Consider the following 17609-nt stretch of genomic DNA (forward strand, 5'->3'; position numbering starts at 1 on the left):
GTGCTCAAACTAAACCACAAGGGTTAGTTTGAGCATCTTGAACTATTGCTATTGAGAGATCATTAGCCAATGGGATAGCCGTAGCGGATGGTATTGTCTGCAACGCTGGCTTCGATTTGTTGGGCAACCTCTTGTAGCGCGGGCAGATATTTTTCTACGGCTTGCTCCATTGCCATCGCTTTCCCAATATAAATTAAACTTAAGCAACCCAGTACTCGTTCTTCATCATGAATAGGGACCGCGAGAGCAGCAATTTTGGCTTCTTGCTGCCAGTTTTGGTTGTTTTCGCCATAACCGTTTTGTCGGATTGTTTCCAGTTTATCATGCAGCCGTTGTGGATCTCTGGCCAGTTGGTATTCTGAGCCTTCACGTTGAGAAAGTAAGGAGAGAATATGCGTTCTTTCATTTTCTGGACAAAAGGCGAGGTAGGTCAGTCCACTGGCGGTTTGCAAGATAGGCAGACGCCTTCCAACCATTGCGCGGTGAAAGGATAAACGGCTATAACGGTGGGTGGTTTCACGAATGACCATCGCATCAACATCCAGTGTGGTGATATCCGTTGGCCAGACGACCTTTTCCAATAGCCCTCCCAGCAAGGGGGCCGAGAAAGCTGAAATCCATTGTTCATCGCGAAAACCTTCACTGAGCTCCCTGACTTTGATGGTCAGCCGAAAGCTGTCATCGGATAGGCTATAGCGAACGTAGCCTTCATTTTTTAACGTTTCCAATAGCCGCTTAACGGTTGTTCGGTGTAGTCCGGTGAGTTCAGCCAACTGCCTTACCGTTGCACCTCCATCGAGACGATTTAAGACATTGAGTAAGGAAAGTCCACGGGTCAAACCGCGAACGGTTTTATACTCAGTTGATTGATGTTGCGTCATTGCCACTCCATTTATCTTATTGCTGGCAAAGCATAGCGAATCAGCAATATTTATTCTTGGGTGTAGATAGCATTAATGGCGGCAAACGAAAACGGCCCATCTTGTGGGCCGTGATTTTTGTGTGAAATATTACGGTTGAGTGGTTAATCTTGTACGGTTGCCGCTTTCATTGCCGCGGTAAAGATGCGCAGCTCAGTCAGCATTTTCTCTGGTTCATTGATGTGTTCCTCAATGATTTTTACGACGGCGGAACCAGAAATGGCACCGGCTGCCCCAGCTTGAATAGCTTGTTTGACTTGCTCTGGTTCTGAAATACCAAACCCAAGCAGTGCGGGTGCCGCTTGGAATTGATTTAGCCGTTGCAAGAGCGTATCTACCGGCATATTCGCTTTCGTTTCCGCTCCTGTTACCCCTGAGCGAGAAAGTAAATAGGTATAACCTTTGCCCAATTGAGCGACGGCTTGTAACGTGGCGTCATCGGCCGTGGGTGGGGCGATAAAAATCGGTTGAATACCAAATTTTTCTGCCGCCGCCACAAATGGTTGGCTCTCATTGGTTGGAACATCGGCAACCAGCACAGAATCGACCCCTGCTTGTTGACAGCGTTGATAAAAGTTTTCAATCCCACGTGAATACACGAGGTTGGCATACATTAATAACCCAATCGGCAAATCTGGGTTGTTTGCTCGGATCTGAGTGATTAAGCTAAAACATACCTCAGGGGTTGTGCGCGCAGCTAAGGCTCGAATGTTTGCGGCTTGAATCGTTGGGCCATCAGCTAAAGGATCAGAGAAAGGAATCCCGAGTTCTAAACCATCAGCACCCGCATCAATTAAGGTTTGCATGATGCGCAGTGATTGTTCTGGAGAAGGGTCGCCCATGGTCACAAACGGGATAAAAGCCCCTTGTTTTTTGTCAGCGAGACGCTGAAAAAGCGATTGATAGCGGTCCATTACAGCACTCCTTTGTCTTCTAAAATCTTATGGACGGTAAAGATATCTTTATCGCCTCGCCCCGATAAATTCACGACCAATAACTGTTCTTTTTCTGGTTCTGCATACGCCATTTTGACTGCATGAGCTAAAGCATGAGATGACTCTAACGCTGGAATGATTCCTTCTTGGCGGGCTAACAGTTGGAAAGCGTCTAGCGCTTCATCATCGGTGGCACTTTCATACTCAGCCCGACCAATTGCATGCAAGTGTGCGTGTTGAGGCCCCACAGAAGGGAAGTCTAGCCCTGCTGAAATGGAGTAAGACTCTTCAACTTGGCCATCTTCATCTTGCATCAGCGGCGCTTTCATGCCGAAGAAAATCCCGGTTTTGCCATGACGCAGTGGGGCACCATGTTGAGCGGTTTCGATCCCTTTTCCTGCGGGTTCGACGCCAATTAAACGAACCGAAGCCTCGTCAATAAAATCGGCAAACATGCCAATAGCATTTGAACCGCCGCCAATGCAAGCGATGACCGCATCAGGTAATCGACCTTCACGGGCTAAAATTTGATTTTTTGTCTCCTCGCCAATAATGCGTTGGAATTCTCGCACGATGGTTGGGAAAGGGTGAGGGCCAGCGGCAGTGCCCAATAAATAGTGCGTTGTTTCGTAACTGGAAGCCCAATCACGCATTGCTTCATTACAGGCATCTTTCAGGGTGGCAGAACCTGAATCAACGGAAATCACTTTTGCGCCCATTAAACGCATACGGAAAACGTTAGGGCTTTGACGTTCCACGTCTTTGGCTCCCATGTAGATTCGGCATTTTAACCCGAGCAGAGCACAGGCAAGGGCGGTTGCTACGCCATGTTGCCCAGCACCTGTTTCTGCGATAATTTCATGTTTTCCCATTCGCTTAGCGAGCAGAGCTTGACCTAAAACTTGGTTGGTTTTATGTGCGCCACCATGTAAGAGATCTTCACGTTTGAGATAAAGTTTGGTTTTGGTTCCTTTGGTGATGTTGCGAGTGAGCGTCAGTGCCGTTGGGCGACCAGCATACTCTTGCAGCAGCGTCATAAACTCGGAACGAAACTCAGGGTCCTGCTGAGCATCAATGAATGCCTGTTCCAGTTGATCAAGGGCTGGAACTAAAATTTGTGGTACGAACTGACCACCGTATTCGCCAAAATAGGCGTTAAGTTTTGCCATGCTCTTATTCCTTCACATTCAATGACATGATATCCATGTCTTATTATTCAAAAGTAAAATTATTAGTATTCTCGTATTGCACTGAATGCTTGTTGCAATTTCGCTGCATCTTTTTTTCCCGGCTCGCTTTCAACGCCCGAATTCAGATCGACGCCAAGGCAGCCGATGCTTGCGGCTTGTTTCACATTGTCAGGGGTAATTCCCCCGGCGAGCATAATGTGCTGTGGCTGAGTAATGAGTTGCCAATCAAAGGTTTGCCCCGTGCCACCGGTTTGAGCGTCGACCTTGGTATCAAGCAAATGTCGTTCAACGTGCTTAAGTAAAGGCGGGACAGTTTCGGCAACGCCATAAGCTTTCCAAATTGCTACTTGTTCGGGTAAACGAGTTTTTAGTGTATCAATATAAGTTTGATCTTCATCACCATGAAGCTGAACGGCTGTTAAATTTAATTCGTTTGCCAGTTCCACTATCTGATCAATTGGGTGGTTTTGAAACACGCCAACATAAAGCAGTGGTGCGCCACTCATTGTCAGACGTGCCGCTTCTTTATCAACATAACGTTTTGACTGTTCAACAAAAATTAACCCACCATAAACAGCCCCTGCCTGATAAGCTTTTACGGCGTCGTCGGCGTGGGTTAATCCACAGACTTTGTTTTCACCCAAGATGACTTTACGTACCGCTTGTTCAACATTGTCTTGGCTCATTAATGAACTGCCGATAAGAAAACCATTCGCAAATTGAGATAAATCACGAACTTGTTGATGGTTATAAATACCAGATTCTGAAATAACAATGCATTCTTTTGGTAGTTGTGGGGCGAGCTGTTTTGTCCGATTTAAGTCGGTGGAAAGGTCACGTAAGTTACGGTTATTAATACCAATCACTTTGGCTTTGAGTGCAATTGCGCGTTGCAATTCTTCTTCATTACTGACTTCGGTTAATATTCCCATTCCCAGTTCATGAGCAATGTTGGCCAATTGGACATATTGTTCATCGTTAAGAACAGAGAGCATGAGTAAAATCGCATCTGCGCCGTAATGACGAGCGAGATAGACTTGGTAAGGGTCAATCATAAAGTCTTTACACAGCACCGGCTGCGAGACTTGAGCGCGGACTCTAGCAATAAAATCGAAGTTACCTTGAAAATACTTTTCATCGGTTAACACTGAAATTGCATCGGCATACTGGTGATAAACCGAAGCGATATAATCTAAGTCAAATGAATCACGGATCAACCCTTTCGAGGGGGAAGCCTTTTTACATTCCAAAATAAAAACGGTTTTGCTCTGATCGAGGGCTTGATAAAAGTCTCGATCCGTTTTTGAAAGTAACGATTGAAAGGTGTCCAAAGGCTGAGCGAGCTTTCTCTCAGCCACCCAGGCAGCCTTATCTCCTACGATTTTTGCCAACACTTCCGCCATTTGAGTGTGCTTTAGAGAGATATGTTCAGATAATTGCTGGGATGCATCATGCTCAGACATGTGAATTTAACCTCGCTCTGCTAGTTGTTGAACCAATTGGTAGGCTTTACCAGAATTCATGACATCCATGGCACGCTGGGCATTGGCAGTGAGATCTTCAAAGCCAAACAAGCGTAGCAAGAGAGCAACGTTAATTGCGACAGCGCTCATTTGAGCAGGCGTTCCCTTGCCAGTTAGAATGTTGGTGATGATGGCGCGATTCTCTTGTGGAGTGCCTCCTTGAATCGCGTCCAGTGGGTAGGTGTCTAAACCAAAATCGGCTGGCGTCAATGTGTACTCAATGATTTTTCCATCTTTGATTTCAGCAACATGGGTTTCACCATGAATAGCCACTTCATCTAATCCTGATCCATGAACCACAGCGGCTCGCTTCATCCCTATTTGTAACATGGTTTCTGCAATAGGACGAACTAAATCTAAACTGTAAACCCCCATCAATTCAATATTGGGACGCGCTGGGTTAATTAGAGGTCCTAAGATATTGAAAATAGTGCGAGTTTTCATACTTTGGCGCACAGGCATCGCATGGCGAACGCCACCGTGATATTGCGGAGCAAATAAGAATGCGACGCCTAAATCATCCAGAGCTTGGCGTGAATCATTCGCGCTCATGGTCATGTTAATACCAAATGCGTCTAAGAGATCAGAGGATCCTGATTGACTGGAAACCCCACGGTTACCATGTTTGGCGATTTTGATGCCACAAGCCGCGGCAACAAACGCGGAGGTAGTCGAAATATTAATGGTATTGGCGCCATCTCCCCCCGTACCCACGATATCGGCAAAGTCATAATCAGGGCGTGGAAAATATTCAGCATTAGCGAGTAAAGCGCGGACGGCTCCCACAATCTCTGCGGGGGTTTCCCCCTTAATTTTAAGCGCCGTTAATGCCGCTGCCATTAATGCTGAATCGCATTCACCACGGATAATGGCGGTAAAGAGCGTTTCGCTCTCTTGCTGACTAAGTGGCTGTTGTTGATAAAGTTTATTGATAATGTGTTGCATAATGTTATGTCTCCGTATCCCTGAAGACCCGCATTTAGATTTACTTATAAAGAGCGGGGTAAAAATGGCGGTTATCGACGGTTTATTGTCCTAAAGCCCAATTAATGGCATTTTTTAATAAAGTGGCTCCCTGAGTGGTCATGATGGACTCGGGATGAAACTGGAATCCGCACACTTTGTCTTGTTCATGTACGACAGACATAACTAAGCCATCGACTTGTGCGGTGACGGTTAAACATTCGGGCACTTGAGTGGTGACGAGTGAATGATAACGAGCAATCGCCAGTGGTGAGGCTAAGCCTTGATAAATAGGGTGCTGTTGATGTTCCATCATTGAAACTTTGCCATGAACAATCTCATTGGCTCCGCTTACAATGCCGCCGTATGCTTCCACCATCGCTTGATGACCAAGGCAGATTCCGATCATGGGGACTTTTCCTTTCAGGCGTTGAAGAATGTTGGGCATGGATCCTGCCTGAGAGGGGGCTCCTGGACCCGGAGATAACACAAGCACCGGATTATCAAGGTGTTGTATAGCCTGCTCGATAACGGCAGCCGCGATATTATTTCGATAAATGGTGACGTGATGTCCGAGTGAACGAAATTGATCGACCAAGTTATACGTAAAAGAGTCAAAGTTATCGATAAAAATGATATTTGCCATGATCGCTATCCTTATCCTTGGTGAGCGAATTGAATTGCAGAAATAACGGCTTGGGCTTTTCCACGAGTTTCATCGGCTTCCGATTGTGGGTCAGAGTCATAAACGACACCTGCACCCGCTTGAACATGAGCAATACCATTCTCGACATACGCTGAGCGGATGACAATGCAGGTATCCAAATCCCCTTCACCGGTTAGGTAACCGACGGCGCCTCCATAGCTACCTCGACGTTCTTGCTCGACCTCTCGAATCAGTTGCATTGCCCGAATTTTCGGGGCGCCCGTTAAGGTGCCCATATTCATACAGGCTTGATAAGCGTGTAGAGCATCAAGATCGTCACGCAACTGACCGACAACACGAGAAACCAAATGCATCACATGGCTATATCGATCCACTTTTAGTAAATCTGCAACATGGCGAGTGCCCGCTTTGGCTATCCGCGCAACATCATTACGAGCCAAATCGACGAGCATCATATGTTCGGCGTTTTCTTTCTTATCGCAGCGTAATTCCAGTTCAATTCGGCTATCTAAATCAAAATCAATCGTGCCATCGGCTCGTTTCCCTCGGTGGCGAGTTCCGGCGATCGGATAAATCTCAATTTGGTTGGTGTGCGTTTCATATTTGAGTGCGCTTTCAGGCGATGCACCAAACAAAGTAAAATGCTCATCTTGCATATAGAACATGTATGGGCTTGGGTTGCTCGCTTTTAACTGCTGGTAAGCGGCTAATGGTGAAGGGCAGGGCAAAGTAAAACGGCGTGAAGGGACAACCTGGAAAATATCGCCTTGTACCACATACTGTTTGAGATCTTCAACTAAGTGACAGAAATCGTTATCACTGATATTGGTGGTTACCTCTATCTCTGCCAGTGTTTGTGCTACAGGTTGAACTAACGATTGACTCGCCTGTTGTTTAATTTCGTTGAGACGCTGTTGTAGCGTAGCATGGGTCTTGGTGTGTGATGTAAAGGCGGTGGCTTGTAATTGGCAGCTTTCTTGTTGGTGGTCAACCACCATCAGTGTTTCTGCCACGTAAAAAACATAATCAGGGCAGTGATTAATCGCTTGAGCCTCACCTAATGGTTCAAAATTCGCCACTAAGTCATAGGCAAATAATCCACCGAGAAAGATGGCATGTTTATCTTGTTGGGTGAGGTCAAAACTGTGCTGAACCAGCCGAAGGGCATCAAAGGAAGATGCCTCACGCAAACGAGAATCTTCATCAAGCGTATTGCACGGTGCGCAAAAGGTTAAGGTTAGAGTTTCTTCTTGCTGCTGCGCGATGACGGATTCATTGAGACGCTCAGTAAGTACTTGGATTAAGTGACGGCCATTGTCGCTTAGGGCTTTAAACATCACTTCGTGACCGATGCAAGTAATGCGGACTGCGGCATCAATCAGCAACAAACTTTTGAGATTCTGTTTGGAGTCAATCTCTGCTGATTCCAGCAGCAAGCAGTCTGTTTTCCCTTCACATAAAGCATGAAAAAGTGCGGTGGGATCTTGTGTATAGTCCAGCGTTTGCTTGATAACGCTAATTGGTGCTTGCTTTTGTCTGTTCATGGTCTTGTTCACAAGACCTCCTTGTCTATTCAATACGATGACGTTTTGAGGTGCGATTTATCGCGTGTCATTTGTTTTGATTCTGCGAATAAAAAGCCCGCTGTGGGAGCGGGCTTTATCAATGCGTTGCTTAACTATAAGTACACATGAGCCCGCCAGGCATTAACCCAGATACGCCACCCATTCAGTTCAGTATTGACTGTTTTGAAATTAGATTTAGGGTTTGAGTTAAATTCTTGTAACATAGCAAGCCTTAGCACTGTACTCTTGTATTTGTGTACTAGTTAACTAGTGCGAGAGAAAAAAGTCAAGCCTTAATAATAGACAAAATGAAAAAATGATGAAAATTGACCTACACAGTCACACTACAGCATCGGATGGACGCTTTGAGCCCAACCAATTGATTGATCGCGCACTGGAATTCAATATCGATGTATTGGCGATTACCGATCATGATACGGTGGATGGTTTGTCTCCTGCTCATGCGTACATTAAAGCGGGTCAATATCCGATTACCTTGATTAACGGTATTGAATTTTCAACCGTCTGGCAAAATAAAGATATCCATATTGTTGGGTTGAATATTGACCCTGAGAATGTGGCATTAACAACGTTGATTGAAAAGCAAAAGCAGCACCGTATTTACCGAGCCGAGTTGATAGCAGAACGACTAGCCAAAGCGACTCGACCTGGGGTGCTGGAAGAAGTACAAGCGATTGCTGGTGATGCGCCGATAACGCGTGCCCATTTTGCGAAATGGTTAGTGGATGAAGGTTATGTAAAAACCATGCAGCAAGTATTTAAAAAATATTTAACCCGTAATAACCCAGGTTATGTTCCCCCAACTTGGTGTTCTATGGCTGACGCGATAGAAGCCATTCATACTGCAGGTGGGCAGGCGATATTAGCGCATCCGGGTCGATATGACTTGACGGCAAAATGGCTTAAGCGCTTAATTAGCGCATTTGTTGAGGTAGGGGGCGATGCGATGGAAGTCGCTCAACCGCAACAGGCTCCACAAGAGAAGCGTACCCTTGGTGATTACGCGATTCAGTATAATTTACTCGCTTCGCAAGGCAGTGATTTCCATTATCCTTCTCCGTGGATGGAGTTAGGGCGAAATCTCTGGTTGCCCGCAGGCGTTGAACCGGTTTGGAAAGATTGGAAGCATCTTCCAGACCTTAGAGTCGAGAGACTCGATAATGAGGAATGATAATGAGTCAATTTTTTTATGTTCATCCTGAAAACCCACAAGCTCGCTTGATTAATCAAGCGGTAGCCATTATTCGCAACGGTGGGGTTGTCGTTTATCCAACCGATTCTGGTTATGCATTGGGTTGTCAGCTAGAAAACAAACAGGCCTTAGAGCGCATTTGCCAAATTCGTCGCTTAGATGATAAGCACAATTTCACTTTGTTATGCCGTGATTTATCGGAGCTTTCATTGTATGCCCGTGTGGACAATACCGCTTTCCGTTTACTGAAGAACAATACCCCAGGGCCATATACCTTTATTTTTAAAGGAACCAAAGAAGTCCCACGTCGTTTAATGAACGCAAAACGTAAAACGATTGGTATTCGAGTCCCAGATAATAAAATTGCGCTAGACTTACTGGAAGCGTTAGGTGAACCCTTGATGTCTACCTCCTTGATCTTACCCGGTAAAGAAACAACAGAAGCGGATCCTGAAGAAATTCGTGACCGCTTAGAGCATGCGGTCGATGTTATTTTAAATGGTGGTTATTTAGGAGAACAGCCCACCACGGTTATTGATTTTAGTGAGGAAGAGATGCGCGTGGCTCGCTTAGGCGCAGGAGACCCAGCACCGTTTGAGTAAGGTGGTGGTGTATAAAACGGATGCTTTTCTCCTGATAATTTGCGATAATACGCGACCGCGATTTTAACGTCGCATATTGTCATTCGACGTCTGAGAAGACGACATCATAGGTAGATAAATGAGCGAAAAGTTACAAAAGGTTTTAGCACGTGCTGGTCATGGTTCTCGTCGAGAGCTTGAAGCTCTGATCCGAGCTGGACGTGTAAGTGTTAATGGCAAGGTAGCTGTTCTGGGCGAACGCCTAGACGATGAAAATGCGGTCGTACGTATCGATGGGCATGCGGTTTCGGCAAAAGCACAGGAAGAGGTCATTTGTCGTGTGCTGGCGTATTATAAGCCGGAAGGGGAGTTATGTACTCGCCATGATCCAGAAGGTCGTCGTACGGTCTTTGATCGCCTACCCAAAATTCGTGGCTCTCGTTGGATTTCAGTGGGTCGTTTGGATGCGAATACATCTGGTTTACTGCTGTTTACGACAGACGGTGAGTTGGCGAATCGTTTGATGCATCCCAGCCGTCAAGTTGAGCGTGAATACTTAGTTCGTGTTTTCGGCGAAATCAATGAAGAAAAAGTCCGCAATTTAGTCCGAGGTGTGCAGCTTGAAGACGGTTTAGCCCGTTTTGAAGATGTTGTTTATGCGGGTGGTGAAGGTATGAACCATACCTTTTACGTGGTGATTAACGAAGGGCGTAACCGTGAAGTTCGTCGTTTGTGGGAGTCTCAAGATACCACGGTCAGTCGTTTGAAACGTGTCCGTTACGGGGATATTTTCTTAGATAAGAAATTGCCACGTGGTGGTTGGATGGAGCTTGATCTTAAGCAAGTGAATTATTTGCGTGAGTTGGTTGAACTGCGTCCAGAACGAGAAACCATGCTTGATCAGTCTAAAGATAATACTTCTCGTAAGCGTGAGCGGTCACGTAGTCAAAAAATTCGTCGTGCGGTGCGTCGTCATGAAGAACGTGTAACAACGGGTTCAACGAAACCGAAAAGCCGTACCACAAACGGAACGACAACCAATAAAACACCGACAACAAATGGCACGACAACCGGCCGTCGTAAGCCTGCTTCAAGCTCGCGTAATAGTGGCGTTGAGCAAAAAGGACGCCCAAGCAGCAGCCGCTCTCAAGGTGGAAAAGCCCCTCGTCGTTAAGCCGCATACTTTAGCGTAATAAATATAAAAACCCCGATCTATACTCGGGGTTTTTGTTATCACACCGAACACCGAACGGTGTAGTGGATGTGCAAATTTGGCTACATAGCTAGAGTTTTTGTGATAAAGAAACGTAGGTCAAAGATAAATTGAATGCTGTGCATAAAAGTTAACGTAAAACATAATAGGGCGGTTTCCGATTTAGAAATGGCAGCGTACCGAATCGCTGCCATTTTAGTATGAGGCTTTATTTTCTTCTACAAGAGGTCATTATTTCTGCGTTTTAACGTGATGTTCATAACCAAAGATGAAACCATGATCATTGACATCAAAAGTAACTTGAGTCACTGCGTTACTATTTAACCCTGCGCTGATATCTTCCGGTATTTCTTCACCGTTCATTTCGCTGATTAACTCCACCAGTTCCAATAACCGTGGTGCATTTACACCAAATTGGAATAAACCTTTTGCCTCAAGCGGTGCCGTTAAGACACTCTGTGAATTGGCCGATGAGCGTTCACCAGAATAAAGAGCAAGGTGCTTATCATTTAATCGCGCAAAGAGTGGGGTGGAAACACCGGTTTCAGACTCTAATAATGTGGAAAGATCCACGGGTTCAGCATTAGGTTGAATGGTGAGTTGTGATAGTTGAGGGATAAACATCTGAGCCGTTTGTACTAGGGCAATCGGATTTTCTGCTGATAAGGTAAAGAGAAAATCGAGTTTATCAAACTGCGGAGCATAGGGGTTTTGTGTATCAAGTGCGATATCATTCAGGGTAAAGTGCATCCCCTTCATTCCATTGACCATACTTGAGCCCATACTCAGCATTGCAGATGGGTTTTCTGAGCCCATTTCTTGTTGTGTTTCGGCTAAAAAAGCACATTGATAAGTTGGTTGTTGTAGATCTTGCCAAATGGTATTAATCGCAGGGGCTAATTTGGCGACATCTAATCCAAAACCAACCTCAAAAATACTGTCTTGGGTGGCCATGTTGGGCATAAAACCCCGGATTGATTTGAGCGCATCCAGAATTACTGAGTTGTGGCTTTCCACAACCACTTGTCCATCAAGACTAAATTGCTCATTTTTGACTTGATAACGAGCGAATGAGACGGTTCTTGGCCAGTGATTTGCGATGGTCGCTAACTCACTTTGACAATGGGGTTGACGTATCTCTTCAATAAAGGATTCGGGAGAGTGTTGCTGTAGAATATCAATTTGCTGAGCAAGTAAGTTACTGGCAGGTTGGGTCAAGCCCTTGATAATTTCTTGGTGATCAAAATATCCATAAGCGGTGTACTGTTTGCCATATTTGCTTTGCAGAGCCGGTAGAATATCACTGTTAGCAAAGGAGTGCTGTGGTTTTTCAACCCCTAATGCTAGCTTAAGTGGGTTCGCCTCTTTAAGTAGAGGTACATCCAAGGTAAATGTGGCAACATTATCTTCAACCGCAATAACAAGACCAATATCTTCAGAACCTTGGTCACTCAGTTGATAGCGGCGATAAGCTACATTTCCTAACTGACCAACGTGATGAGTGGCCTTTGTTTCTTGCTCGGTTTGATCAATGGTGTTCCAGAATGCTGTCGTGTCTTCGATTTCTATTTTATAAACAGGAATCATCCCTAAAGTGTAAAAAACGGGTTTTACTTTATCTGGTGCACCTAGATACGCTTTAAAGGTTGCTTTATCAACCGCGCTTTGTAAATAGCCATCTAAATAAGCGACAAGAAAATCTTGCTCTGGAGTCAGTTCGACGTCGGTCAATAAATCATACAAACTTTCCTGAGACGTTCCCACAGTGCTGACGTATTCAAAATGGTCATAGGCTTCTGTTTGAACAACAACCACTGGGGCTTCGGCGGGGATGAGAGAGAGTAATGGATCCGATGAGGTATCTAATCCTGTGGTGTAATAATAACCACCAGCTGCAGCAATAGCGACAGCTGAGGCAAGTAATAATTTTTTCACTAGCAACTCCGTTTTTTATCTCTTAGTCCATTACTCTGTTGAGCCAGATAAAGAGTTTTTGTTGTCATTGAATAAAAGGGTATACCCATTACTATTAATTTGATGTAAAAATAATCGGTATAGGGAAGGTATCATATATAGATCAACAACGAGTTCAATAGGTTATTTCTTTTTATCTAGCTTGAAATCGTGGAAAGTGAGGTTTACTTTACCTTCTATGTGCGGAGGAGAAATGTCCCGGCAAAAACGGATTGCCGGGAATCGTATTATAAGGTTTGATGCAACTGATAGTAACGGCCTTGCTGGGCAAGCAGGGTTGAGTGATCGCCTTGCTCTACGATTACTCCTTGATCAAGCAAACAAATGGTGTCCATTGATTCTAAATCGACTAGTCGGTGAGTAATAAAAATGACCGTTTTATTGGTAAAATGCGCTTGCAGTAGTGTCATGATTTGCTGTTCGGTTTGTTTATCTAACCCTTCTGTTGGCTCATCGAGAAGTAAAATTGGACCGTTGTGCAATAGTGCTCTTGCAATACCGATACGGCGTTTTTCTCCACCAGACAGTTGACGACCTCCGTCACCTAACCAAGTGTTTAACCCTGGTCCGTCGAGCAATTTACCCAAACCCACATAGGTGAGTATTTGGCAAAGCTCATTTTCTTGCGCTTGGGGCTTAGCCATCAGAAGGTTATCACGCAGGCTGCCATTTAGAATATCGACGCGTTGGCTAACCACACTGATCGCTGAACGTAAATCGCTTTCTTTCCATGTTTGTAAACGAGTTCCACCCAGCGTGATCTCTCCCTGTTGTACGTCCCAATAACGACATAACAATTGGATTAAGGTTGACTTTCCTGAACCAGTTTGACCAACAATAGCCACTTTTTTTCCGGCAGGAATCGTCAGGCTAATACAGTTTAATACCGTTTTCTGACTGTCCGGATAATGAAATGAAGCATGATCAAAACAAATATCAAGTGGGCCTGAATAGGAGAGCGATTGCTGAGGAAAAACCACTTCTGGCTCGGTGAGGATAATCTCGTTTAAGCGTCGAGCCGATGTTAATGTCTGCCCTAAATGTTGGAACGCTCCGGCGATTGGCATTAGGAGTTCAACACTGGCTAGCGTTGCAAATGCGATTAGGGCTATCATGGGATCTGGGGCATTCCCATTGACACCGTCAGCGGCCAACCAAAGCATAAGAACCAAAATCCAACCATTAGCCAGTAATAGTAATGCTTGAGCCAATCCCGAAAAATGAGCGTTAATTTTTTGATTGTGTAGGAGTTGATCTTGCGCGGTAAAAATGGCTTTTCGATAGCGAGCTTCAGCCCCAAAAATGACCAATTCACTATAACCTTGCAGCCAGTCTAAAGTGGTAATACGCAGTTGTGCTTTATGCTCAGTTAACGCGTGTCCATTTCGTTTACCGAGTTGATAAAAAAGTGGCGGCCAGACAAGTAATAACAGCAGTAAGATTCCACCCAGCGTGAGCCCTAGAGTCATATCAAACCAGCACAATAGAGCGGTAAGGCTAGCAATACCTAGCACTCCCACCATGACCGGGCTTATCAAGCGTAAGTAGACATGATCCATGGCATCAATATCTGCAACTAAGCGGTTTAAAACATCTGCATCACGTAGGCTTGATAGCCGTCCGGGCATTAAGGGGGCTAGTTTTTGAAAAAAGAAGACCCGAAGATCGGTCAATAATTTAAAGGTGGCGTTGTGGCTGACCACGCGTTCACCCCAACGCCCGGCTGTACGACCCATCGCAAATCCACGGACAAAAGCTCCGGGTAGCATATAGTTAAATGTTTCCCGAGCAATCGTTAACCCTGCAACGGCGGCAGCAGATAAAAACCACCCAGACAAGGTAAGTAAGCCGATAGAAGCAAAAAGGGTGAGAAAGGCTAAAAGCATCCCCAAAGATAAGCCAAACCAATGCTTTTTATACAGTTTAATGTAGGGTAGTAAATCACGCATCTAAATTCCCCTTATCCGCGGCTTTTCTGGTTTGGTTAGCGGTTAACATTGTGGCAAACAGCCCTGTGTGTTGGCTGAGCTGAGTGAAGTTCCCAGCTTGAACAAGAAGGCCATCTTGCATCACTAATATTTGGTCGACTGAGTGTAGAGGAGCGAGTTGGTGAGTCACCAGCAAGGCTGTTTTATTGGCAATTTGCTGGCTTAAGCTGCGCATCACTAATCGTTCACTTTTGGCATCTAAACTGGCGGTTGGTTCATCCAATAGCCAGAACATGCCTTCTTGCAACATGGCTCTGGCTAACGCGAGGCGCTGTGCTTGGCCAACCGATAGCCCACCTGAGCGATCACTGATGGGGTAATCTAAACCATGCTGAGTGACAAATTCACTGGCAAATGCTTCCTCAAGTACCTGTTGTAGCCGTTGGTCATCAATATTCGTTTTTCCAAGTGTGACATTGTCACGTATACTGCCGTGAACTAATAGTGGGTTTTGTCCCACCCAACTGATCATGGCGCGCCAATTATGATGATCGCATTGGTTTAACTCCATTCCATTAATGGTTAGGCTTCCCTGATAAGGCATAAACCCAAGTATCGCATTCACTAAACTGGTTTTGCCCGCCCCACTTGGCCCCACTAAAGCGGTGGTTTGCCCGCTGGATAAGGTAAAAGAGACTGGACCAACGAGTTGATGGCCTTCAGGGCTAAATACACATAAGTCTTGTGCGATAATTTCAACGGGGCGATGATGATCCAATACTTGTGTACCTGAGCGTATTTTTTCAACATCTATGGTTAAAAACTCAACAATACTTTCAGCGGCAGCAACCGCTTGCTGCTTAGCATGATAGAACGTACCAAGATCGCGCAAAGGCTGATAAAACTCAGGGGCGAGAATAAGGATAAATAAGCCTGAAAATAGGGTTACGCCTGCTCCATAGTGGCCAAAATCGAGTTCGCCAATAAAACTAAAACCAAAATAAACTGCCGTAATGGCTATGGATATCGACGTAAAAAACTCTAAAACGGCAGAAGAGAGAAAAGCAATGCGCAACACATCCATAGTTCGTTTACGAAAAACTTCGGATGCACCACGCATTTGTTCGGTTTCGGCTTGTGTACGATCAAACAGGCGAATGGTGGTCATCGACTGTAAGCGGTCATAAAAATGACCCGATAAGCGTTGTAATGCTTTAAAGTTTTTGCGGCTGGCATCGGCGGCTTTTATGCCCACAAGTGCCATAAAAATTGGCACTAAAGGTGCCGTGATGAGGAAAATCAACCCAGCAGCCCAGTTCACGGGAAAGACGACCACTAAAATAATAAAAGGGATCAATACCGCCAGTGACATTTGGGGTAGATAACGAGCAAAAAAGTCGTGCATATCTTCGACTTGCTCAAGTGTTAAGGTTGCCCAAGTTCCGGCAGGTTTACCTTTGATATAAGCGGGCCCTAAAGCGCGCAACTTATCAAAAATAAGCTGTCTGATGTAGATGCGAACCTCTTTTCCTGCGTGAAAACCTGCAATTTCTCTGCTCCATGAACAGCCTGCTCGCAAGGCGACCATGGCCATTAATCCGGCAAAATGAGGAATGAGCGTGTATTTGTCCACCTGCTCAATAATCAACTGATGAAGAATGGTGGCGATGAGCGCAGCTTGGACGAGTAAACATAGGCTGGATATTACACCCAACCCGATCGCAAGCATGAGCCAACGCTTGGCAAGTTTGCTTTGCTGTTTGAGCCACAGGTTGAGGCTACGTTGCTTTTTCTTATCCATTTTAAAGGCTTATTGATAATGATTATTGGAACGGAAGTTCGCTAGTATACAAAAGAAAACCCAGCGGATATACCGCTGGGTTAGAGAGTTGTTACTTAAAAGGCACAATCTATATTTCTTTAGTTACCATGTAAGCGGTCAAGGTAGCGTTCTGCGTCCAAAGCGGCCATGCAGCCCGTACCCGCCGAAGTAATGGCTTGACGGTAGTTATGATCCATCACATCACCTGCGGCAAAAATGCCTTCTACGCTGGTTTGTGTTGCATTGCCTTCAAGGCCTGATTGTACCCAAATATACCCATCTTTCATGTCCAATTGGCCTTGGAAAATATCTGTGTTGGGTTGGTGTCCAATTGCGATAAAAACGCCCATAACGGCCAACTCTTCACAATCACCAGACACGGTATTTTTCAAACGTATGCCTGTGACGCCCATTTCATCGCCTAAAACTTTATCTAACGTTCGCTCGGTATGGAGAATAATATTACCGCTTTCCACTTTTTCCATCAGACGATTGATCAGAATTTTTTCAGAACGGAAGCTATCACGACGATGAATAAGATGGACTTCTGCTGCAATATTTGACAGATAAAGCGCTTCCTCGACAGCTGTATTACCCCCTCCGACCACTGCAACTTTTTGATTACGATAAAAGAAACCATCACAGGTTGCACACGCGGAAACGCCTCTTCCTTTGAACGCTTCTTCTGATTCTAAACCGAGGTATTTCGCCGACGCTCCAGTTGAGATAATTAACGCATCACAAGAGTATTCGCTGCCATCACCTTTGAGGCGAAAAGGGCGCTGAGAAAAATCCACTTGATGGATATGATCAAAGATAATCTCTGTTTCAAACCGCTCTGCATGTTCTTTCATGCGTTCCATTAAATCAGGGCCAGTAAGTCCTTCGGCATCACCTGGCCAGTTTTCAACCTCTGTGGTTGTGGTGAGCTGACCACCTTGTTGCATTCCGGTAACGAGAACCGGATTAAGATTTGCGCGCGCAGCATAGACGGCTGCAGTATAGCCAGCCGGACCTGAGCCTAATATAAGAAGTTTACAGTGTTTCACATCGCTCATGATGACTCCGCTGTTGAATGCTGAAAAAAGTTAATCGATTGTAGGAAATATTGCGGG

The 17609-nt window shown here is 45.3% G+C and carries 14 protein-coding genes and 1 other annotated feature; of the genes, 3 read left to right on the forward strand and 11 right to left on the reverse strand.

Translation table 11 applies throughout. From position 1 onward, the window contains the following. Positions 1-62 precede the first annotated feature (62 nt). From EXA13_RS01340 to EXA13_RS01370, 7 genes are all read right to left on the reverse strand, one after another. Positions 63-881: a DNA-binding transcriptional regulator gene (locus tag EXA13_RS01340; RefSeq protein ID WP_238131516.1), complete on the reverse strand. Its 819-nt coding sequence runs from the start codon at positions 879-881 to the stop codon at positions 63-65. A gap of 143 nt (positions 882-1024) precedes the next feature. Continuing rightward, complete coding sequence (gene trpA / locus EXA13_RS01345; protein ID WP_238131517.1) at positions 1025-1834, reverse strand: tryptophan synthase subunit alpha; 810 nt, start codon at positions 1832-1834, stop codon at positions 1025-1027. Next, the gene (trpB, locus tag EXA13_RS01350; RefSeq protein ID WP_078924551.1) at positions 1834-3024 is read right to left on the reverse strand and encodes a tryptophan synthase subunit beta; all 1191 of its coding nucleotides are present in this window, start codon (positions 3022-3024) and stop codon (positions 1834-1836) included. The genes trpA and trpB overlap by 1 nt, the downstream gene beginning before the upstream one ends. Positions 3025-3086: 62 nt before the next feature. Next, positions 3087-4508 carry a bifunctional indole-3-glycerol-phosphate synthase TrpC/phosphoribosylanthranilate isomerase TrpF gene (gene trpCF, locus EXA13_RS01355; protein ID WP_238131518.1) on the reverse strand — a complete coding sequence of 474 codons (1422 nt, stop codon included), beginning with the start codon at positions 4506-4508 and terminating at the stop codon, positions 3087-3089. A gap of 6 nt (positions 4509-4514) precedes the next feature. Next, a complete protein-coding gene (trpD, locus tag EXA13_RS01360) occupies positions 4515-5513 on the reverse strand; it encodes an anthranilate phosphoribosyltransferase (RefSeq protein WP_078924553.1) in 999 nt (332 codons plus the stop codon). Positions 5514-5595: 82 nt separating this feature from the next. Continuing rightward, a complete protein-coding gene (locus EXA13_RS01365; protein WP_238131519.1) occupies positions 5596-6177 on the reverse strand; it encodes an aminodeoxychorismate/anthranilate synthase component II in 582 nt (193 codons plus the stop codon). 11 nt (positions 6178-6188) lie between these two features. After that, the gene (locus EXA13_RS01370) at positions 6189-7754 is read right to left on the reverse strand and encodes an anthranilate synthase component 1 (RefSeq protein ID WP_238131520.1); all 1566 of its coding nucleotides are present in this window, start codon (positions 7752-7754) and stop codon (positions 6189-6191) included. A 75-nt stretch (positions 7755-7829) separates the two neighbouring features. Further along, positions 7830-7930 (reverse strand) — a sequence feature (Trp leader region). Between the two features lie 152 nt (positions 7931-8082). On the opposite strand from EXA13_RS01370, the gene rnm reads away from it, so the two are divergent. The 3 genes from rnm (at position 8083) to rluB (ending at position 10731) form a co-directional block, all read left to right on the forward strand. Beyond that, positions 8083-8955, forward strand: coding sequence for an RNase RNM (gene rnm, locus EXA13_RS01380; RefSeq protein WP_238131804.1), 873 nt, complete (start codon positions 8083-8085; stop codon positions 8953-8955). Between the two features lie 2 nt (positions 8956-8957). Then, entirely contained in the window at positions 8958-9578 is a 621-nt protein-coding gene (locus tag EXA13_RS01385; protein ID WP_078924558.1) for an L-threonylcarbamoyladenylate synthase, read from the forward strand. A gap of 118 nt (positions 9579-9696) precedes the next feature. After that, the gene (rluB, locus tag EXA13_RS01390) at positions 9697-10731 is read left to right on the forward strand and encodes a 23S rRNA pseudouridine(2605) synthase RluB (protein ID WP_238131522.1); all 1035 of its coding nucleotides are present in this window, start codon (positions 9697-9699) and stop codon (positions 10729-10731) included. 270 nt (positions 10732-11001) lie between these two features. Here the strand turns inward: rluB and EXA13_RS01395 are convergent, their stop codons facing one another. The 4 genes from EXA13_RS01395 to trxB form a co-directional block, all read right to left on the reverse strand. After that, entirely contained in the window at positions 11002-12705 is a 1704-nt protein-coding gene (locus EXA13_RS01395; protein ID WP_238131523.1) for a hypothetical protein, read from the reverse strand. Positions 12706-12971: 266 nt separating this feature from the next. Further along, complete coding sequence (gene cydC / locus EXA13_RS01400) at positions 12972-14693, reverse strand: heme ABC transporter ATP-binding protein/permease CydC (protein WP_238131524.1); 1722 nt, start codon at positions 14691-14693, stop codon at positions 12972-12974. Next, positions 14686-16473, reverse strand: a complete 1788-nt coding sequence (gene cydD / locus EXA13_RS01405; protein ID WP_238131525.1) for a heme ABC transporter permease/ATP-binding protein CydD — start codon at positions 16471-16473, stop codon at positions 14686-14688. Before cydD ends, cydC begins: the two co-directional genes overlap by 8 nt. A 119-nt stretch (positions 16474-16592) precedes the next feature. Then, positions 16593-17552, reverse strand: a complete 960-nt coding sequence (trxB, locus tag EXA13_RS01410; protein WP_238131526.1) for a thioredoxin-disulfide reductase — start codon at positions 17550-17552, stop codon at positions 16593-16595. Positions 17553-17609 lie beyond the last annotated feature (57 nt).

It is taken from the genome of Vibrio cincinnatiensis (genome assembly GCF_022113815.1).
GTDB classification, from domain to species: Bacteria; Pseudomonadota; Gammaproteobacteria; order Enterobacterales; family Vibrionaceae; genus Vibrio; species Vibrio cincinnatiensis_A.